Raw genomic sequence first — 19,096 nt, forward strand, 5'->3', positions numbered from 1 at the left:
TATGGGATTTTTCAATAAAATTAAAGAGAGTCTTTCAAAAACGAGGAACAATCTGGTAAATAAATTAGAGGGGATCTTTAAGTTATCGGTAAAAATTGATGATGAGATCCTGGAAGAACTGGAAGAGGCGCTTATAACAGCGGATATTGGTGTGAAAGCCACGGAGGATTTAATTAATAAACTCAAATATAAAGTGAAAACCAATAAGATAAAAGATGCTGATGAATTAAAATCGGCCTTAAAGGAAGAAATGGTTAACCTTTTCCCCAAAAGTGATATTGTATTTAGTACTCCTGCTATCATTTTGATAGTAGGGGTAAATGGAGTAGGTAAAACTACCACGATAGGAAAGCTTGCTTATAAATATAAATCCGAAGGTAAAAAAGTAATTATAGCTGCAGCAGACACCTTTAGAGCTGCTGCGGTAGAACAACTCGTAGTTTGGGGACAGAGGGCTGGTGTGGAGGTAATAAGGCAGATGGAAGGTTCCGACCCCGCATCCGTTCTTTTTGATGCTATAAGAGCCGGGAAAGCCCGTCATGTGGATGTAATAATATGTGATACCGCCGGAAGACTTCACACAAAGAAAAATCTTATGGAAGAATTGAAGAAACTTTACAGAGTTGCAGAAAAGGAATTTCCCGAAGCAATAAAAATTAGCTATCTGGTTTTAGATGCTACTACCGGCCAAAATGCAATTTCCCAGGCAAAAATTTTTAAAGATGCAGTTAATGTTAACGGTATAATACTTACCAAATTGGATGGAACTGCCAAAGGAGGAGTAGCTCTGGCGATTGCTGCAGAGATGGGGCTACCTGTTTGCTATATAGGAACGGGAGAAAGCATTGAAGATTTTGCTGAGTTTGATCCGAAGGAGTTTGTAGATGCTATAATAAGCTAAGGTCTATTTAATTTATATAAAAAATTAATTTAAAAGATTGACATATAATCATTTTTTTTTTAGAATCTATATATGTAAAGCAAATATACTTTACAGACGAGAAGATGATAAAATGGAAGATATTGTTAAAATTAGTTTGCTATACGATTTTTACGGATCACTTCTTACCGAAAAACAGAGAGAGTATTTCGAACTTTATTATTTTAGTGACCTGAGCCTTAACGAAATTGCACAGAATTACAATGTCTCGCGGCAAGGAGTATTTGATAATATCCATCGTTCTTTAGAGTTTTTAAAACAATGCGAAGAAAAATTAGGGCTTGTAGAGAAGTTTTTAAGTCAAAAGAAGGCATTGGAAAGGATAAAATTGCAATTGGAAGGTTTATTACCGCATCTTGACGAATATTCAGGAGAAATTTTAAAGAAGGCTATTGAAGATTTGGATAAGCTGGTCAAAGAAGGGTGGGAATAGATTGGCATTTGAAGCCCTTTCTCAAAAATTGGATGCCATTTTTAAAAAGCTAAGGGGAAAAGGAAAGCTTTCCGAATCAGATGTAAAGGAAGCGATGAGGGAAATAAGACTCGCCCTTTTGGAAGCTGATGTAAATTATAAGGTAGTGAAGGATTTTATTTCAAAAGTCACCGAAAGGGCAATAGGGCATGAAGTAATGGAGAGCCTGACTCCGGGGCAGCAGGTTATAAAAATAGTATACGATGAGTTAACTAACCTGATGGGTTCCAAAGAAGCAAAGCTAAATTTAAAAGGTAATCCGGCTGTAATTATGCTTGTAGGACTGCAGGGCTCAGGTAAAACTACCACAGCCGGCAAATTAGGCAATTATCTTTCCAAAATGGGCAGAAGACCTTTACTTGTAGCGGCGGATATTTATCGACCGGCTGCAATAAAACAACTTCATGTAGTAGGAGATAAAGTAAAGGTACCGGTTTTTTCTATGGGTGAGAAAAATCCCGTGGAAATTGCCAGGGCTTCGGTAGAACATGCTTTTCGCCATGGAAACGATGTGGTAATATTAGATACGGCAGGAAGGCTTCATATAGATGAAGAATTGATGGAAGAATTAAAAGAAATTAAAAATGCCGTAGATCCATGCGAAATACTTCTTGTAGTAGATAGTATGACGGGACAGGATGCAGTTAATGTTGCTGAAAGTTTTCACAGCAAATTGGAACTAACGGGTTTAATTTTAACAAAACTCGATGGCGATACCAGAGGCGGAGCAGCCTTATCTATAAAGGCTGTTACAGGATGTCCAATAAAATTCATAGGAATGGGAGAAAAATTAGATGATTTAGAGCAGTTTCATCCCGACCGAATGGCTTCCAGGATTCTCGGAATGGGAGATGTATTGAGCTTAATCGAAAAAGCTACTCAGAACATAGATATAAAAAAAGCTAAGGAACTGGAAGAAAGGATAAGAAAGGAACAGTTCGATTTAAATGACTTTTTAGATCAATTGAAACAGGTTAGAAAGATGGGATCTCTTGATCAAATTTTTTCAATGATTCCGGGTTTTTCACCACAAAAAATGCAGGGCCTCGATTTTAACGAAAAAGAACTGGTAAAGGTAGAAGCAATAATTAATTCGATGACAAAGGAAGAAAGGCGGAATCCCTCAATAATTAACGGCAGCAGAAGAAAAAGAATTGCAATGGGAAGTGGTACAACGGTACAGGATGTAAATAAGTTATTAAAACAATTTGAACAGATGAAAAAACTTATGAAACAGCTGTCAGAAATGGAAAAATCCCATAAAAAGGGAAGATTTAGAATACCCTTCTTCAATTTTTAAAATTTAAAAGGAGGTGAAAAAATGGCAGTAAGAATCAGATTAAGGAGAATGGGGGCTAAAAAGAGACCTTTTTATAGAATTATAGTGGCAGACAGCAGAAGTCCCCGTGATGGTAGGTTCATTGAGGAAATTGGTTATTATAACCCGCTCACGGACCCTGCTGAAATTAAAATTAACGAAGAAAAGGCCCTTGGTTGGATTAAAAAAGGAGCACAACCTACCGATACAGTGAAATATCTTTTTAAAGTTACCGGCCTTTTGGATAAAATTAAGAGCAATAAAGAAACTACCCCCCAAACTCCAGAAGTAAAGGAGGAGTAATAATATGGTAGAATTGGTAGAATATATTGCAAAAGCATTGGTAGATCATCCTGAGGATGTTACTGTAAATAGAGTGGAAGGAGAACAATCTGTAATACTTGAATTAAAAGTTCATCCCGAAGATATGGGAAAAATTATCGGAAAACAGGGAAGGATAGCTAAAGCAATACGCACCGTTGTTAAAGCTGCTGCAGCAAAACAGGGTAAAAGAGTGGTAGTAGAAATATTGTAAAAATGGGTTAGGATGCTACCTAACCCTTTTTGAAAGAAATGGAGGTCACCGGTTTGAAACAGTATATAACCGTTGGCCGAATAATTTCACCTTGGGGGGTTAGAGGGCAGGTTAAGGTAGAACCTCTAACCGATGATATTCAGAGGTTTAAAAATTTAAAAGAAGTTTTCTATGAACAAGAAAATTACTTAGAAAAATTGGTTATTAAAGAGGTAATTTTCTTAAAAAAAGCCTTTGTGGTATTGAAATTTGAAGGAGTAGACGATGTAAAGGAAGCAGAAAAGTTCAGGAATAAATATATAATGGTCCACAGAAAAGATGCGGTTAAATTACCAGAAGGGCGTTACTTTATTTGTGACATTATTGGTCTTAAAGTTTATACCGTTGACGAAGAGTATTTAGGAGAAATAATAAATGTGATTCAAACAGGAGCCAATGACGTTTATGTGATAAAGAACAATGAAAATAAAGAAATATTGATTCCGGCCATTAAAGAAGTCGTTAAAAATATCGACATTGAAAAGGGCATTATGTTCATATTCCCTATGGAGGGGTTAATTTAGTGCTAAGGTTTTTTATACTTACAATTTTTCCGGAGTTTTTCGATAGCCCTCTTAAAGTTAGCATTCTAAAAAGAGCGATTGAAAAAAAGCTAATAGATGTAGAACTTATAAACATCAGAGACTTTTCAAAAGACAAGCACCGAAAAGTCGATGATTATCCCTACGGTGGCGGTGCTGGGATGGTGATGAAGCCGGAGCCCATATTTGAAGCTATTGATTATGTTAATTCTATTACCGCATCGCAGAAAAAAAGGATTATTTTAATGTCGCCTCAGGGGAAAATTTTCAACAATGAAATCGCCAGAGAACTTTCAAAAGAAGAAGAACTTATAATAATTTGCGGCCACTATGAAGGAGTTGACGAAAGGGTAAAGACCCTGATTACCGATGAGATATCCATAGGCGACTTTGTCCTTACAGGGGGCGAAATACCTGCCCTTGCAGTAATAGACGCTGTATCGAGATTATTGCCAGGAGTTTTGGGATGCGATGAATCGGCCCTATTCGAATCTTTCAGTGATGGTTTGCTGGAATATCCGCAATATACAAGACCAGAAGAGTACCGGGGTCTCAAGGTTCCGGAGGTGCTTTTGTCTGGCAATCACCGCGAAGTAGCCCTTTTCAGAAGAAAAGAATCTTTGAGGATTACCTATGAGAAAAGGCCGGACTTACTAAAAAAGGCTAAATTAACGGAAGACGACAAAAAGCTTCTAAAAGAACTAAATATCGATTTAGATTGACGCCTTTTGTTGTAAACTAATTTTCTTTATGCTATAATTACATTTGTTAAAAGAAGGGAGGTCCGTAAAATGTCCGATTTGGTCAGAGCAATTGAACAGGAACAGATGAAAACGGATATTCCGGAGTTTAGACCCGGCGATACCGTGAAGGTATATACGAAAGTTATCGAAGGCAACCGTGAAAGGATACAGGTTTTTGAAGGAGTTGTTATAGCAAGAAAAGGCGGTGGCCTTAGGGAGACATTTACCGTTAGGAAAATATCCTACGGCGTAGGTGTGGAGAGGGTATTTCCCCTTCATTCACCAAGGATTGAAAAAATTGAAGTTGTTCGCAAGGGAAAGGTTCGCAGGGCAAAGCTATATTACTTGAGGAAGCTTAAAGGAAAAGCAGCAAAAATAAAAGAAAGGGACTGATAACAGTCCCTTAATTTATTAAGGAGGCGATTGAGTTTTGGAAATCCAATGGTACCCGGGACATATGGCGAAAGCTAAGAGGCAGATGAAAGAAATATTGAAAGTAATAGATGTTGTACTGGAACTGGTAGATGCGAGAGCACCTGAATCCTCCCACATATCGGATATAAAAGATATTGTCGGAGAAAAGCCCATTATAAGGGTATTAAATAAAGAAGATTTGGCGCAAAAAGAAGTTACGGAAAAATGGCAAAACTACTACAAAGAAAAGGGAATTATATCTTTTTCGGTAGATTCAGTTCACAAAAGCGGTATCAAAGAGATAATAGGTTATATAAAAAATATAAAAAAGCAAAAAAATAGCGTTGTTCGCTGTATGGTAATGGGGGTACCTAATGTTGGCAAATCTTCTTTTATTAACCAATTGGCTGGTAGGAAAAGTGCGAAGACGGGAGATATACCGGGTATCACCAAAGGGAAAATGTGGTTAAAAGTTAATAAAGATCTGGAGCTCCTTGATACTCCCGGAATTTTATGGCCCAAATTTGAAAAAAGAGATGTAGGCATTAAACTTGCTATATTAGGATGTATAAAGGAAGAGATTTATAATCCCGAAAAAATAGCTTTAATTTTAATTAAGTTTATATCATTAAAATTCAGAAAAGAATTAATGGAAAGATTCAAATTAGATTCTCCCGGCAATCCCGAAGATATCCTGAGGGAAATCGGAGAAAAAAGAGGATGTCTCCTGGCAGGGGGCAGGATTGATACATTAAAGGCTTCAAAGATAGTTTTAAAAGAGTTTCGGGATGGGAAAATAGGAAAAATTTCCTTAGAAGAACCCTGCGATAATGAATTCTGGGAAATTTATAATGAAGATGTAGACGATAATCAAAAAAGTATCTATTTGTAAGGAGTAAAAATATGGTGATAAAAGAAGAAGAAAGGCTAAAAAAATTATTTGAATTTGAAAAAAGGCTGAGGGAAAGAGGTTACAAATTGATTGCAGGCGTGGATGAGGCGGGTCGTGGACCTCTTGCAGGACCTGTTGTGGCTGCAGCCGTAATACTTCCGGAAAATGTTTTTATCCCAAACCTGAAAGACTCAAAATTGTTAAGCGAAAAAAAAAGGGAAGAAGTATATGAAGAAATAGTTAAAAATGCAATTTCTTATTCTTTTTCAATAGTAGATGAGAGATACATAGATGAGCACAATATTTTAAAAGCAACTTTGTTTGCTATGAAAAATGCGGTTCTCGGACTTAAAATTTCTCCGGATTATATAATTGTAGATGCTTTAAAAATACCCGAAATAGATTTGCCACAGGAAGGAATAAAAGGTGGAGATAGGATTTGCGGCTCTATTGCAGCTGCATCTATTGTAGCAAAGGTGGAAAGGGATAGAATTATGAAGCAGTATCACAATTTATATCCCCAGTATGATTTTTTGCATAATAAAGGTTATGGTACAAAAAAACACATAGAATCTATTAAAAAATTCGGATATTCTCCAATACATAGAAAAACTTTCAGCATTAAAAATTTAGAAATGTGATAGAAAAATCTATGTATTATTTTAATAAACTTGCCATATAATCAGTTTTTAAATTTTATATCAAAGAGCTTAGGATTGCTGAGTTTTAGATAGTTAATAGTTATAGGCAGATTTAGACCTTTTTGTTATAGGTTAACAAAGGAAAACGAAACTCAGTACATAATTTTATATATAAAAGTTAAAAAGTTACACAAAGTTAGTTTCGAAAGGAAGGTGAAAATATGAAAGGGCCGTTAGAAGGAATTAGAGTGACGGATTTGAGCCATGTCCTTGCAGGACCGGCTTGTACAATGATTTTGGCAGATCTGGGTGCAGAAGTCATTAAGGTAGAACCACCTGATGGCGATGATGCAAGGCAATTTGGGCCTTTCAAGAATGATCAAAGCGGGTATTTTATTAGTATTAATAGGAATAAAAAAAGCGTATGTGTTAACCTGAAGACTGAAGAGGGCAAAAGAATTCTGCGGGATTTGATAAAAATTTCGGATGTAGTTGTGGAAAACTTCAGACCGGGCACGATGAAAAAATTGGGCTTTTCCTATGAAGAAATGAAAAAAATAAATCCCGGAATTATATACTGCTCTATTTGCGGTTTCGGACACGACACTTTACCGGAGTATTCTTCAAAACCTGCTTATGATATGGTTGTTCAGGGATACAGCGGTTTGATGAGTATTACGGGACCGGAAGGAGGTCCTCCCGTAAGGGTTGGAACTTCCATTGGGGACCTGGTAGCTGGACATCATGCGGCTATTGGAATTTTAAGTGCACTCATCCACAGGGAGAAAACGGGAGAAGGTCAACATATAGATATTTCTATGCTTGATGGATTGGTTTATTTTTTGGAAAATGCGATAGTAAGGTATACTATGACGGGAGAGATACCGGGTCCTCTGGGAACGGCACATCCTACTATCACACCGTTCCAGGCTTTTAAAACAAAGGACCACTATATAATCACCCCAATTGGTAACGATAAATTATGGGCATTATTCTGTGAAGCGATTGGCAGGGTTGATTTAATAGATCATCCCAAATTCAAGACAAATCCTCTCAGGAATGAGAATAAAAAAGAATTAATACCAATACTGGAAGAAATTATGCTTACCAAAACCACTCAGGAGTGGATGGAAATATTTGATAAGTACAACTTGCCTTATTCTCCGATAAACACCGTTGATAAAGTAGTAAATGACCCGGTAGTGAATTACAGGAAAATGGTGGTTGAAATAGATCAGCCTTTAGTAGGTAAAGTAAAGATTACCGGTACTCCCTTCCATATGTCAAAAACTCCTGGAGAAGTTAGAACCCCTGCTCCTCTTCTTGGAGAACACACCGATGAGGTTTTGAAAAACCTGTTAAATTATACCGAGGAGGAAATAAAAACTTTAAGGGAAAAGAGTGTAATTAATTAAAAAAATTGTATATATAAAATGCCTACCCTTCAATTTTTTAAGGGAAACAGGTTCTATGTATATAGTGCAGGCTTAAACTTAAATAAAAAAGCTCCGTCTTATGGTAAAAAGCTTTTGATATTTTATCTTTTACCATAAGAGGAGCTTTCTTCTTTTTATAATTATTTGACTTGCAAATTATTTTTTAAAATATTTATAGCAGCTTCTTTAATTGAATAATATCCCGTACAACGACAAAGGTGGCCTCCTAATGCTTCTAATATTTCATCTTCAGAAGGGTTGGGTTTTCTTTCAAATAATGCTTTTGTGGCCATCAATATACCCGGTGTGCAAAAGCCGCATTGCACCGCATTGTGATTGATAAATTCCTGTTGTATAGGATGAAGTTTCTCCTTTTCGGCTAATCCTTCTACGGTTATTATATTAGCTTCGTCCGCTTCTACAGCTAATATTATGCAGGACCTAACGGGTTTTCCATCCATTATTACAGTGCACGCTCCGCATTCACCGTTTCCGCAACCATGTTTTGTACCTGTAAGTCCAACCTTTTCCCTTATAAAATCGAGGAGAGTCATTTGGGGTTCAACAAAATCTTCATAAAAAATTCCGTTTATATTCATTTTAATGTAGTATTTATTCATTTAAAATATTCCCTCCCTTCATTTCCCGAATAGCCTCTTTTATTAAATATCCAACCATTTTTTTCTTGTAATAGGGAGTAGCTCTTAAGCTGCCTGCTCTCGGATTTATTTCTGAAAGTATAATTTCGATAGCTTTATCTATATTTTGCAATGTATAAGGTTTACCTTGAAGATATTGTTCGGCATTCTTCATCCTTACAACCGTTTTTTGAACCGCACCAAGGGCTATACGGATTTCGGAAAATACAGGAAGATCAACATCTTTTAAATATACTGCAACAGCCACTGACGACAAATCCATGCCTTTTACCCTGCTTACTCTATAATAACGACTGGCGGAGTTTTCTTCTAAATCAGGTAAAATCACGCCTTTTAATAATTCTCCTTTTCTCAAATCAACTTTTCCAGCATCAATTAAAAAATTTTCCAACGGAATAATTCTTGAGCCATTTTTAGAAATTATTTCAACCTTTGCATTGTATACTAAAAGACCGGGCACCGTATCGGCGGAAGGTGAGCCGTTGCAAATATTACCTCCGATGGTTGCTCGATAGCGGATCTCAAGACATCCGAGGACGCCAGCACCTTCTACCAATGCACGGTACCGAGAAAGCAAAGGTGAGTTTTTTATTTCATCAACGGTAGTTAGAGCACCGATGAAAATTCCTCCATCAATTTTTTCTATTCCTTTTAATTCTTTTAACCCCTTTATATCTATGAGAAAAGAAGGATTTATCTTTCCTGACTTTAGATTGACAACAACATCCGTGCCACCAGCTAATACCATTGCATTTTCTTTTTCTAAGTATTCAAGGGCGTCTGTTAAAGTATTTGGTTTTATATAATCAAAGTTCATTTACTTCACCTCCTCAAGGGCTTTTAATATTTGTTCCGGTGTAACGGGAATTTGATTGAAACTTATTTTTAAAGCATCGTATAAGGCATTAAGTATAGCAGGTGATACAGCCACTGCACCGTGTTCACCAAGACCTCTTGCTCCATAGGGTCCTGTCTCTTCAGGAGTTTCTATAAAAATTACCTTTGCTTCATCCGGAATATCTTCAATTCCGGGAATTTTGTAATCAACAAGGTCATTATTTCTTATTTTTCCCTTATCGGAAAATATCAGGACTTCCGAAATCGTTGCTCCCAAGGCTTGTATCATTGCTCCTATTACCTGGTCCCGTGCAATTTTTGGATTTATTATTTTTCCTGCATCGATGGCGTTTACAAGTTTTTTGATGTGGTATCTTCCCGTATTTTTATCTATTTCCACTTCTACCCCTACACAACCGCAGGTCCAGTCAGCAGCAGCATTACCTTGACCGGTTTCGGGATCTAAAAATTCAAGCCCTGAAGGAACAAAGCTTCCTTCGCCTATTAGGGGTGAGGTGATAGCAGAGCCTTTTTCGTCGACATACCCGGAAGCTATTTTTTCCAGTTCCACTTTGATGCTGGGGTTAATTTTTGAAAAGACATAATCTATATTAAAATCCACTTCATTTTCGGGTATCTTTAATACTCTTGATCCGGCTTTCTTTATTTTAGACGATAAATCCTTAGCAGCAATTAATATCGCATTTCCTACTCCCCATGTGGTATGACTTGCTACGGTTTGCCATTCATATGGAGAAAAAGAAGTGTCCACTTGTTTAACTATCTTTATTTTTTCAACGGGAAGGTTTAAAGCTTCTGCAGCAATTTGAGAAAGAGCAGTATAGGTTCCCTGTCCCATCTCTATTGCGCCAACGTATAAAGTAATACTTTTATCTTCATTTAATTTCATTACTGCCCCGGATTGGGCATTATTCGGCATAATTGGAGTCTTCATATAAGCTGCTATTCCTCTGCCGATCAGTAAATCTTTATTTTCTTCCCTGGGTTCTTTAAAAATTTCTTCAGCTACTTTTTTTACACACAAATCAAATCTGCCGGAGTTCTCATTCATTACCTGGCCAATTGCGTTCTTTTTTCCCGGCCCCAAAATATTTTTCAATCTAAATTCTACCGGATCAATTTTCAATTCCCGTGCGATTTTTTCCATTTGGAGTTCACAGGTAAAATGGGCTTCGGGATGACCGTAACCTCTGAAAGCTCCAGTGGGTGGAGTATTTGTATATACTCCGTACACATCAATTTGTAAATTATCTATTTCATAAGGACCGGTGGCAGACATACCTATACCGTTCACGATATTAACCGCATAATCGGCATAACCACCGGCACCAAGAAGAATTTGTGCTTTTAATCCGAGTATTTTGCCTTCTTGTGATACTGCCGTTTCGTATTTTGCAAAGACACCCCTTCCAACATTTGTACCTTCAAACATCTCTTCCCTTGTAAGGGAAAGTTTTACATATCTTCCCGGTACCATTTTTGCTAAAAATGATACAAGAGGTTCTATGGTTACATCGGATTTTCCTCCAAAACCGCCACCGACATACGGGACGATAACCCTTACATTGGATAAAGGTAAGGAATGAATTTTGGATACTATATTCTGTACCACAAAAGGAGCCTGGGAACTTGTATAGATCGTAAAGGTATTATCATAACCGTATAAAGCAATAGCACAGTGGGGTTCTAACTGGACGTGGTGTACGTAAGGCACCCAGTATTCGCCAGTAATAATTTTATATGCGTTTTTAAAAGTATTTTCTATATTTCCCCGCCTTATTTTAAAATGATGGAAGCAATTTTTACCTTCGGGTTTAATAAACCCAGCTCTTTCATATTCAAAAACATTTTCGTGAATAATAGGAGAATTTTCTTTTATAGCCTCCTGCGGGTAAATTACAAAGGGGAATTCTTCATATTCAACTTTTATCTCTTTAACTGCTTCTTCTGCAGCATATTTTGAAGTAGCTATCACGCATGCAACGGGTTCGCCGGCATACCTTACTTTGTCTTTTGCGATGGGGTATTGATCCTGGATACATGCTCCTACTCTTTTTACATCTAAATCTTTGCCAGTAACTATCTTGACGACTCCTTTTATTTTTAATGCATTTGATATATCTATTTCTAAAATTTTTCCATGAGCTATGGGTGATCGGAGCACTTTGGCAAATAGCATTCCTGGAAATTTCATATCATCGGTAAAAACGGCATTTCCGGTGACTTTCTCGAAACTATCCACACGCTTATAATTTTTACCAATATAAGAAAATTCCATAGTATTCCTCCTTATCTATACCAGAATTTCCGACCTCATTTCGGTTTTCGCAATAATCTTACCCTTCCTTATGACAAAAAGACGAGGTGGGGTGAGCCTTATAGCGTCTTTAATATTTTCTGCATCAATTACAACAATATCGGCTCTTTTACCGGCTTCGAGTCCGTAATCGCTTAGTCTTAAAATTTTAGCAGCATTATAGGTTGGCATGTTAAACACTTCTTCTATTTCGTGGGGTAAGCTCATGTGGGCAGCATGAGCTGTAATTAAAGCCACCTGTAAAAGGTCCGCACTTCCAAAGGGGTAAAAAGTGTCTTTAATACAATCTTGCCCGAAACTTACGTTTATGCCCCTTTCAATCAGTTCCTTTACCCTTGTGATACCTCTGCGTTTTGGTTGTTTATCCAATCTTCCCTGAAGCATTAGATTGGTTGCGGGGTTTGTAATCATATTTATTTCTGCTTTTTTTACCTTTTCCATGACGTATTCAGCGTAATGGTCGTCATAGGCTGCCAGTGCACATGTGTGACCCGCAGTCACTCTTTTGAAATAACCCCGTTTTATGGTTTCATCTGCTACCATTTCTAAGGTTCTGTAGAAAGGGTCATCGGTTTCATCCACATGCATATCGATATCAACATCAAATTCCTCAGCAATATCGAATACTATCTTTACGTGCTTTCTACTGTCTTCGGGAGAGAACTCATTTGCAGGCATCCCTCCGATTAAATCAGCCCCCATTCTCATAGCTTCCCTTAATAATTCCTCACATCCCGGATTTTTTATTATACCTTCTTGAGGAAACGCCACAATTTGTATATCAACAAGATGTTCACATTCACGCTTCAATTCCAGAACACCTTCTAAAGGTTTTAATCCACCGATGGTGTCCACATCTACGTGTGTTCTAATTCTTGTGGTGCCATTTTTAACCGCCATTTCCACAACTTCTTTTGCTCTATTTACAATATCATCTTTTGTGTAATTTGCTTTTTTCTCCCAAATGATTTCAATAGCTTCCATCAAAGTACCGGATTTATTGGGTCTCACCACATCCACAATATTTACCTTGTCTAAATGTATGTGAGGGTCGATAAAAGCAGGGACGGTTAGTTTTCCTTTTGCATCAATTTCTTTTTTAGCAGAGTAGTTTAGATTAGGCGCAATTTCAACTATTTTTTCATCTTTAATCGCAATGTCCATTGGAGTTTGTTTATCTCTTAATTTTGCGTTTCTAATAATTAAATCCATTGCAGACATCTCCTTTCATAATATGAAAAAATTATTTTATATTAAGAAACTATTTAATAGATTCGTTAATTTTTGCAAAAATCCTTCTAAAATTTTATTAAATAAAAATTAAATATTACACAAAGATTAATATTGCGAATTGTATAAATATAACAAAAGCCCATCTAAATAAGATGGGCTTTGTTTTCATGTTTTAATTTGAAAAAGAATTAGTAAAAAACATTGTAAAGCGTTTCTGAAATTTCAGCAGCAGTTTGCTTTACTATATATCCCAGTTCAAGGATTCTTTTTTCGTCTGCTCGTACAGAAGGTACTATGGTTGAAATGGCAGCTATTACATTACCTTTATTATCAAGAATAGGTGCACCTATCGCTGTAATCATTTCTTCAAATTCTTCTTTTTCAATGGAGTATCCTCTCTTTATAGTAGTCTTTAATTCTTCATAAAATAATTTCTCATCGGTGATAGTGTAAGGAGTATACTTTTTTAATCCGTTTATTTGTAAAAAATTTTTTAATTCATTAGGATTCATATAAGCTAAAAATATTTTACCAACAGCTGTACAGGTTAGAGGGATTCTTCTTCCTATCATCAAGTATGCTCTCAAAGTCTGCTTTGATTCATAACCTTTTATACATACCGCTTCTTCTTCATCCCTTATAAATATATTTGTGGTTTCTCCTGTGATTTGTGCACATTTTTCTAAAAAAGGATAAGCCTTTGAAAAAAACCTTTCATATAATTTTTGCCTTACCAGGACTCCGAAAATTTCTGGACCGAGCTCGTATTTTTTGTTTACTTTATTCTGGCTTATAATACCTTCTTCCAGCATTGTTTTTAAAATATGGTGTATGGTACTGGCATTATAACCTGTCAATTTTTCAATTTCAGAGATGCTGAGTTCTCCTTCTGAATTCATTAAAACCTTAAATATGTGGATTGCTTTTTGCACTGATTTTATTACTCCGTTATTATTTTGCATTATCTTCACCTCGTAATTTATTATAACAAACAATAATTCTACTAAAAGCTAAAAAATCCTTTTTTAAAAAATTATTATTATTTTGCAACAAAAAAATTTAAAGTAAATTGTATAGATTTTATAAGTTTTAAAAAGAGGAAAAATGAAAAGAAAAGAGAATATAATATAATAATTTCATTATATTCAAAAATAATTTCATAATATGAAAGGAGGAATCATAATGGAAAATCATGACAGGGATTTTCCGCTGGATCACGTACCTGATAATTCTCGCGTTGGTCTTTTATCTTTATCGGCAGTACTTCTGGGATTTACTTTTTTCAGTCCCACGATGATAGCCGGAGGAAAAGTTGCAGCAAATTACGGGCTAAATGATTTTATTAAAATCATGATACTGGGGAATTTAATTTTAGGACTTTATGTGGCAATAATGTCTGTTATAGGGACTAAAACGGGCCTGACTTCAGTCTTACTTTCCAGGTATGCCCTTGGAACAGCTGGCGCAAAATGGGCGGATATATTGCTTGGCGGAACCCAGCTCGGATGGTACGCTGTTTCGGCAGCTTATGTGGCGGAGCTCTTTGTGAAGGCACTTAATATGAACGAATCCAGCTATATTTTTTGGGCAATATTTTGGTCAATTGTCATGGGAATAACAGCAGTATACGGATTTAAAGGAATGGAAATAGTTTCATATATAGCAATTCCTCTGATATTAATTCTGGCAGTTTGGACCCCAATCTTAGGCATTCAAAAAGCTGGTTCCTGGGCAGCACTTTCGCAGATCAAACCGGCTTCTAACATGAACATCACCACTGCGTTGACGGTAATAGTAGGAACCTTCGCTTCAGGAGGTACGCAGGTAACCAACTGGTCCAGATTTGCCAAAGGAGCGGGTGTTAGCTTTTTTGCTGCAATGCTGGCGTTTTTTATAGGAAACGGTCTCATGATTTTTGCGGGTGGAATAGGTGCTATCGCTTTTCAGCAGCCTGACCTGGTAGAGGTATTTTTACAGATGGGCATTATTTTCTGGGCTCTTGTAATATTGACAATAAATATTTGGACAACCAATGACGCTGCAGCTTACGCTTTTGGGGTAGCAGGTTCGGAAATGTTCAATAATCCTAATAAAAAACCTTTTGTCATTGGTGGAGTTTTGATTGCCACTATTTTAGCTGCTACTCGGATTTACAATTATTTTATTCCCTGGCTCGTCCTTCTTGGAATTTTTATACCACCCTTGGGGGGTACAATTATTGGAGACTACTTCTTTGTTTGGAAGACAGAATTGCCCAAGCTGGATACGGTAAATTTTAGGGGGTTAAGGATCGCAAATTTAATAGCCTATTTAATAGGAACTTTTTCAGCTTGGGTAGGGAATACTTATAATATTGGTATACCGCCGCTTCAGGGTATAATTGTGGCTGCGATAATGGTTCCTGTTGTAAATAAGATTTTCGAATTATTAGGGATTGATGATAAACATAAAGTAGTAGTTAAATAGTAATTTATAGTAATTTTAAGGAGTGGCCTTTATTATGCCACTCCTTTATTATTAAAAAAAAGGGAAAATAGAGATTGGTGTAGAATATAATAACGGGGTGTAATTATGGACATGAAATTTGAATTAAAATACAAGATCTGGCTTGATAGAAATGGAAAAGCCTTTGGAGACGGCCCTTTAGAATTATTAAAGAATATTGAAAAAAACGGATCGCTATCAAAAGCTGCAAAGGAAATGAATATGTCTTACTCTCAGGCATGGAATTTATTGAATACCATTGAAAAGAGATTGGGGATTAAACTTGTTGTTAGTAAAGCAGGAGGAGAAAACGGGGGAGGATCTGAAATTACGGATGAAGCAAGGGCTTTAATGAAAAAATATGAGGAATTCAGAGAAAAAGTGGACAATTCTTTATGGAGTATTTTTAATGAAATTTTTAATTAATTATTTTATTAATAAATAAAAATATTTTGTATTTGGGTTATAAACTAAAAAAATAACTATTATGACAAAATTATATAGATTTAAAGTATCCATGATTATAAAATATTAAGCTGAATAATTGTTTTTTTATGATAACGTTATACTTATAAAAATATAGCGAAAAAAGGAGTGCGTAGGATGAAAATATTACCTGTGGAAAAAGCAGTGGGAATGATATTATGTCAGGATGTCACAAAGATAGTGCCCGGAGAGTTTAAAGGAAGGGCTTTTAAAAAAGGGCATATTATTAAAGAAGAAGACATCCCGGAATTGCTTAAACTCGGTAAGGAACATGTCTATGTCTGGGAAGCAAAGGAAGGCGAAATTCATGAAGATGAGGCGGCAATAAGGATTGCAAGGGCTGTTTCCGGTGAAAATGTTGTTTTTGATGAACCTTACGAAGGAAAGTCTTCTTTAAAATCTACAATAAAAGGATTATTAAAAGTAGATCAGGAATTGCTATATGAGATTAATTCTGTTGACCTGGTAACTGTAGCTTCTTTACCTGATAATTTTACTGTTGAAGAAGGGCAAAAAATAGCTGGTGCCCGGGTAATTCCGCTTGTAATAGAAGAAAAGATTATTAACAAAGTTGAAAAGATATGCAGTGAAAGAAAAATTTTCAATGTGAAACCCTACAAAAAAATGAAAGCCGGCATAATAACAACTGGAAGTGAAGTATATAAAGGACGTATTAAGGATAGATTTGGCCCAATAATGATAAAAAAGCTCGAATATTTCGGTGCGGAATTTTTGGGACAAATCTTTTGTCCTGATGATGTTAATTTAATTATTAAGGGAATAAATGAGATGTTAGAAAAAAATGCAGAAGTGGTGATCTTAACGGGGGGTATGTCGGTGGATGCGGATGACCTTACGCCAAAGGCAATAAAAGAATGCTCTGATCATGTAGTGACTTACGGAGCGCCTGTTCAACCGGGGAATATGTTTATGCTGGCTTATAGAGGGAATAGAGCTTTACTGGGAGTTCCCGGATGTGCTATGTATCACAGGACCACAATACTGGATGCTATTTTACCCCGCATTTTCGTTGGAGAAAGGCTCAAGAAAGAAGATTTTATAAAAATGGGGCTTGGAGGATTATGTCAGGGATGTGAAGTGTGCAGGTATCCCAATTGTTATTTTTGCAGGTAATTTTTATTTAACAAATGTAGTTCTGGGCGTAAGAGGTGTTAAATAGTGTTGAATAGAAAAAAAAATATATTTATTACAGGGAAAAGACGGGTAGGCAAAAGTACAATTATTGATAAGGTAATTAATAAAATTGAATTAGAAATTAGCGGATTTAAAACAAAACCTTTTTTTAATTCATTAGGAGAAGTTGTAGCCTTTACTATAAATTCAGCAAGTAATGCAGACTGTAAAGAAGAACCACAATTTATAGCAAAGAAAATAGATAAAAGGAAATGGATGGCTCAACTACAAACTTTTGAAACATATGGAGTAGAATTGCTGAGAAAATCTTTATATGACGAATCTAAAGTTATAGTAATGGATGAAATTGGGTTTTTTGAGGCTTCTGCATGTAATTTTCAAAAAATGATAAATGAATGTTTGTCTTCAGAAAAGGTTGTATTTGGTGTAATAAAGCCAATACCCCTTCCTTTTATAAAAAAAATAAAAAATAGAGAAGATGTTGTTATATATGAGATTACAAAAGATAATAGAGAAGAAGAATTCGAAAAAATTTTGAAAGACCTAAGGGAAGTGCTAACAAGTGTTTAATTGGAATAGTGAAAGTATAAGATGGTTTGAAGAAGCTGCTGAACATACAAGGTTTTATAAAGACATTATAAACTTGACTAAAAATTATATTAGAGAATGTGATACTGTATTAGATATAGGGTGTGGTACGGGCAGACTATCTATCGAATTATCTAAAATTGTAAAACAGGTATATGCGATTGATATTAGTGAAGAAGTCATAAACTATCTTAATGAGAAATACAAGAAAAATAATATTAATAATCTCTATACATTTATCGGAGACTGGAGAAATTTAAATATAGATATAGAAAAATTTGATGCAATTTTTATGTGTTATATGGGTTGTATTTATGAAGAGTTAGAAAAGTTAATGTCAATGACTAAAAGGTTTTTAATAATGATACTCCCCGAAGATAATAAAACGAACACGTTTTGTTTAAATAATTTTATACCTGAATTTAAAAAGGAAATTAAGGATACAGCAAAAGAATATATAAGTTTTTTATTAAAACAAAAAATAGAATTTATAGCAATAGATCATGAATGTGAGTTTGGACAACCTTTTACCAATCAACAAGAATTGAAAAAATTTATTTATTACTATTATGGGGGAGATGTATGGAAATTAGTTGAAAATAATGTAGATAAGATATTAATTAAAAAAGAAAGTGGATATTATTTACCAAATATTAGAAAAAGTAAAATTATCATAATAAAAAATAGGGAGGAAGAAAAATGGGGATAAAAAATTTTACGCTTAGGGATCAAATATTAATATCATTAATTGCGGTTATTTCAATTGTAACAAAACCGATGATAACATCTTTTTCATCTTTAGTTACCATGTCATTACACGTTCCTGCAGGAGTAATTGGTGGATTTTATTACATGTTTTGGCTGATTTTCACATTTAAATTAATAAAAAAGCCGTTCTCTATAATTTTACTTTGTGTCTTGCAAGCTGTTCTTGCTGTTTTATTAAATAATATATTCATATTAAAAGCGTTAACTTATCTACCCCCAGGTATTGCTGCAGAAATTATTTTGATAAGTGGAAATAAGTATAAAAATAGTATTTTAGTTGATATATTAGCAGCTGCTTTAGCAAATGTAAGTGGTGCAGTTTTTTCATATTTATTATTTTTCGGTAAAAATGCCGGAGCTTTATATATAACATTAATAATATCAGCCTTATCAGGTGGTATGGGAGGAGTTTTAGCAAATATATTAGGTCAAACAAGACAAAATGGAATATTTAAAAATGTTTTGGAACAAAAATCTTCATAAGTAAAAAAATTTTTATTAGCAAGAAAATAGAATAACGAAAAAAGGAATATCTACTAAAAAATAAATAAATCGGGGAATTTATTCTCTAAAAAA

At 35.3% G+C, this 19,096-nt stretch carries 22 protein-coding genes; 17 read left to right on the plus strand and 5 right to left on the minus strand.

Features of this window, described 5'->3' with window-relative positions; genetic code table 11:
- The first annotated feature begins 1 nt into the window (after position 1).
- The 11 genes from ftsY (at position 2) to ACPLOV_RS08390 (ending at position 7,951) form a co-directional block, all read left to right on the plus strand.
- Complete coding sequence (gene ftsY / locus ACPLOV_RS08340; RefSeq protein ID WP_424908218.1) at positions 2 to 901, plus strand: signal recognition particle-docking protein FtsY; 900 nt, start codon at positions 2 to 4, stop codon at positions 899 to 901.
- A 112-nt stretch (positions 902 to 1,013) separates the two neighbouring features.
- Positions 1,014 to 1,373 carry a YlxM family DNA-binding protein gene (gene ylxM, locus ACPLOV_RS08345; RefSeq protein ID WP_424908217.1) on the plus strand — a complete coding sequence of 120 codons (360 nt, stop codon included), beginning with the start codon at positions 1,014 to 1,016 and terminating at the stop codon, positions 1,371 to 1,373.
- A gap of 1 nt (position 1,374) precedes the next feature.
- A complete protein-coding gene (ffh, locus tag ACPLOV_RS08350; RefSeq protein ID WP_424911004.1) occupies positions 1,375 to 2,712 on the plus strand; it encodes a signal recognition particle protein in 1,338 nt (445 codons plus the stop codon).
- A 21-nt stretch (positions 2,713 to 2,733) separates the two neighbouring features.
- On the plus strand, positions 2,734 to 3,033 hold the full coding sequence (gene rpsP, locus ACPLOV_RS08355) for a 30S ribosomal protein S16 (protein WP_068748166.1): 300 nt from the start codon (positions 2,734 to 2,736) through the stop codon (positions 3,031 to 3,033).
- 4 nt (positions 3,034 to 3,037) lie between these two features.
- Positions 3,038 to 3,265, plus strand: coding sequence for a KH domain-containing protein (locus ACPLOV_RS08360; RefSeq protein ID WP_068748167.1), 228 nt, complete (start codon positions 3,038 to 3,040; stop codon positions 3,263 to 3,265).
- Between the two features lie 53 nt (positions 3,266 to 3,318).
- Positions 3,319 to 3,828 (plus strand): ribosome maturation factor RimM, encoded by a 510-nt coding sequence (rimM, locus tag ACPLOV_RS08365; protein WP_424911005.1) that lies wholly within the window; start codon positions 3,319 to 3,321, stop codon positions 3,826 to 3,828.
- On the plus strand, positions 3,828 to 4,568 hold the full coding sequence (gene trmD, locus ACPLOV_RS08370; protein WP_424908214.1) for a tRNA (guanosine(37)-N1)-methyltransferase TrmD: 741 nt from the start codon (positions 3,828 to 3,830) through the stop codon (positions 4,566 to 4,568). The genes rimM and trmD overlap by 1 nt, the downstream gene beginning before the upstream one ends.
- A 69-nt stretch (positions 4,569 to 4,637) precedes the next feature.
- Positions 4,638 to 4,982, plus strand: a complete 345-nt coding sequence (gene rplS / locus ACPLOV_RS08375; RefSeq protein ID WP_424908213.1) for a 50S ribosomal protein L19 — start codon at positions 4,638 to 4,640, stop codon at positions 4,980 to 4,982.
- Between the two features lie 37 nt (positions 4,983 to 5,019).
- Complete coding sequence (ylqF, locus tag ACPLOV_RS08380) at positions 5,020 to 5,895, plus strand: ribosome biogenesis GTPase YlqF (protein ID WP_424908212.1); 876 nt, start codon at positions 5,020 to 5,022, stop codon at positions 5,893 to 5,895.
- Positions 5,896 to 5,906: 11 nt separating this feature from the next.
- Positions 5,907 to 6,536, plus strand: a complete 630-nt coding sequence (locus tag ACPLOV_RS08385) for a ribonuclease HII (RefSeq protein ID WP_424908211.1) — start codon at positions 5,907 to 5,909, stop codon at positions 6,534 to 6,536.
- 221 nt (positions 6,537 to 6,757) lie between these two features.
- The gene (locus ACPLOV_RS08390; RefSeq protein WP_424911006.1) at positions 6,758 to 7,951 is read left to right on the plus strand and encodes a CaiB/BaiF CoA transferase family protein; all 1,194 of its coding nucleotides are present in this window, start codon (positions 6,758 to 6,760) and stop codon (positions 7,949 to 7,951) included.
- A gap of 161 nt (positions 7,952 to 8,112) precedes the next feature.
- On the opposite strand, the gene ACPLOV_RS08395 is transcribed toward ACPLOV_RS08390, so the two are convergent.
- From ACPLOV_RS08395 to ACPLOV_RS08415, 5 genes are all read right to left on the minus strand, one after another.
- Complete coding sequence (locus tag ACPLOV_RS08395; protein WP_424911007.1) at positions 8,113 to 8,592, minus strand: (2Fe-2S)-binding protein; 480 nt, start codon at positions 8,590 to 8,592, stop codon at positions 8,113 to 8,115.
- A complete protein-coding gene (locus tag ACPLOV_RS08400) occupies positions 8,585 to 9,448 on the minus strand; it encodes an FAD binding domain-containing protein (RefSeq protein ID WP_424911008.1) in 864 nt (287 codons plus the stop codon). The genes ACPLOV_RS08395 and ACPLOV_RS08400 overlap by 8 nt, the downstream gene beginning before the upstream one ends.
- Positions 9,449 to 11,767 carry a xanthine dehydrogenase family protein molybdopterin-binding subunit gene (locus ACPLOV_RS08405; protein WP_424911009.1) on the minus strand — a complete coding sequence of 773 codons (2,319 nt, stop codon included), beginning with the start codon at positions 11,765 to 11,767 and terminating at the stop codon, positions 9,449 to 9,451.
- A gap of 15 nt (positions 11,768 to 11,782) precedes the next feature.
- Entirely contained in the window at positions 11,783 to 13,018 is a 1,236-nt protein-coding gene (locus tag ACPLOV_RS08410; RefSeq protein ID WP_424908205.1) for an amidohydrolase family protein, read from the minus strand.
- A gap of 209 nt (positions 13,019 to 13,227) precedes the next feature.
- A complete protein-coding gene (locus tag ACPLOV_RS08415; protein ID WP_424908204.1) occupies positions 13,228 to 14,001 on the minus strand; it encodes an IclR family transcriptional regulator in 774 nt (257 codons plus the stop codon).
- Positions 14,002 to 14,221: 220 nt separating this feature from the next.
- On the opposite strand from ACPLOV_RS08415, the gene codB reads away from it, so the two are divergent.
- The 6 genes from codB (at position 14,222) to ACPLOV_RS08445 (ending at position 19,003) form a co-directional block, all read left to right on the plus strand.
- Positions 14,222 to 15,505: a cytosine permease gene (codB, locus tag ACPLOV_RS08420; RefSeq protein ID WP_424908203.1), complete on the plus strand. Its 1,284-nt coding sequence runs from the start codon at positions 14,222 to 14,224 to the stop codon at positions 15,503 to 15,505.
- Between the two features lie 105 nt (positions 15,506 to 15,610).
- On the plus strand, positions 15,611 to 15,949 hold the full coding sequence (locus ACPLOV_RS08425; RefSeq protein WP_424908202.1) for a winged helix-turn-helix domain-containing protein: 339 nt from the start codon (positions 15,611 to 15,613) through the stop codon (positions 15,947 to 15,949).
- Between the two features lie 177 nt (positions 15,950 to 16,126).
- Entirely contained in the window at positions 16,127 to 17,143 is a 1,017-nt protein-coding gene (locus ACPLOV_RS08430; protein ID WP_424911010.1) for a molybdopterin-binding protein, read from the plus strand.
- Between the two features lie 48 nt (positions 17,144 to 17,191).
- The gene (locus ACPLOV_RS08435) at positions 17,192 to 17,734 is read left to right on the plus strand and encodes a nucleoside-triphosphatase (RefSeq protein WP_424910062.1); all 543 of its coding nucleotides are present in this window, start codon (positions 17,192 to 17,194) and stop codon (positions 17,732 to 17,734) included.
- Entirely contained in the window at positions 17,727 to 18,461 is a 735-nt protein-coding gene (locus tag ACPLOV_RS08440; protein ID WP_424910063.1) for a class I SAM-dependent methyltransferase, read from the plus strand. The genes ACPLOV_RS08435 and ACPLOV_RS08440 overlap by 8 nt, the downstream gene beginning before the upstream one ends.
- Positions 18,452 to 19,003: an ECF transporter S component gene (locus ACPLOV_RS08445; protein ID WP_424910064.1), complete on the plus strand. Its 552-nt coding sequence runs from the start codon at positions 18,452 to 18,454 to the stop codon at positions 19,001 to 19,003. Before ACPLOV_RS08440 ends, ACPLOV_RS08445 begins: the two co-directional genes overlap by 10 nt.
- The last annotated feature ends 93 nt before the right edge of the window (positions 19,004 to 19,096 follow it).

The sequence above is a fragment of the Thermovenabulum sp. genome, from assembly GCF_049723235.1.
Taxonomy (GTDB): domain Bacteria; phylum Bacillota; class Thermosediminibacteria; order Thermosediminibacterales; family Thermosediminibacteraceae; genus Thermovenabulum.

Coding starts and splice junctions, on each gene's coding strand:
- ftsY (WP_424908218.1), top strand. CDS start 2: ATGGGATTTTTCAATAAAATTAAAGAGAGTCTTTCAAAAACGAGGAAC.
- ylxM (WP_424908217.1), top strand. CDS start 1,014: ATGGAAGATATTGTTAAAATTAGTTTGCTATACGATTTTTACGGATCA.
- rpsP (WP_068748166.1), top strand. CDS start 2,734: ATGGCAGTAAGAATCAGATTAAGGAGAATGGGGGCTAAAAAGAGACCT.
- ACPLOV_RS08360 (WP_068748167.1), top strand. CDS start 3,038: ATGGTAGAATTGGTAGAATATATTGCAAAAGCATTGGTAGATCATCCT.
- rplS (WP_424908213.1), top strand. CDS start 4,638: ATGTCCGATTTGGTCAGAGCAATTGAACAGGAACAGATGAAAACGGAT.
- ACPLOV_RS08385 (WP_424908211.1), top strand. CDS start 5,907: ATGGTGATAAAAGAAGAAGAAAGGCTAAAAAAATTATTTGAATTTGAA.
- ACPLOV_RS08390 (WP_424911006.1), top strand. CDS start 6,758: ATGAAAGGGCCGTTAGAAGGAATTAGAGTGACGGATTTGAGCCATGTC.
- ACPLOV_RS08395 (WP_424911007.1), bottom strand. CDS start 8,592: ATGAATAAATACTACATTAAAATGAATATAAACGGAATTTTTTATGAA.
- ACPLOV_RS08400 (WP_424911008.1), bottom strand. CDS start 9,448: ATGAACTTTGATTATATAAAACCAAATACTTTAACAGACGCCCTTGAA.
- ACPLOV_RS08405 (WP_424911009.1), bottom strand. CDS start 11,767: ATGGAATTTTCTTATATTGGTAAAAATTATAAGCGTGTGGATAGTTTC.
- ACPLOV_RS08410 (WP_424908205.1), bottom strand. CDS start 13,018: ATGGATTTAATTATTAGAAACGCAAAATTAAGAGATAAACAAACTCCA.
- ACPLOV_RS08415 (WP_424908204.1), bottom strand. CDS start 14,001: ATGCAAAATAATAACGGAGTAATAAAATCAGTGCAAAAAGCAATCCAC.
- codB (WP_424908203.1), top strand. CDS start 14,222: ATGGAAAATCATGACAGGGATTTTCCGCTGGATCACGTACCTGATAAT.
- ACPLOV_RS08425 (WP_424908202.1), top strand. CDS start 15,611: ATGGACATGAAATTTGAATTAAAATACAAGATCTGGCTTGATAGAAAT.
- ACPLOV_RS08430 (WP_424911010.1), top strand. CDS start 16,127: ATGAAAATATTACCTGTGGAAAAAGCAGTGGGAATGATATTATGTCAG.
- ACPLOV_RS08445 (WP_424910064.1), top strand. CDS start 18,452: ATGGGGATAAAAAATTTTACGCTTAGGGATCAAATATTAATATCATTA.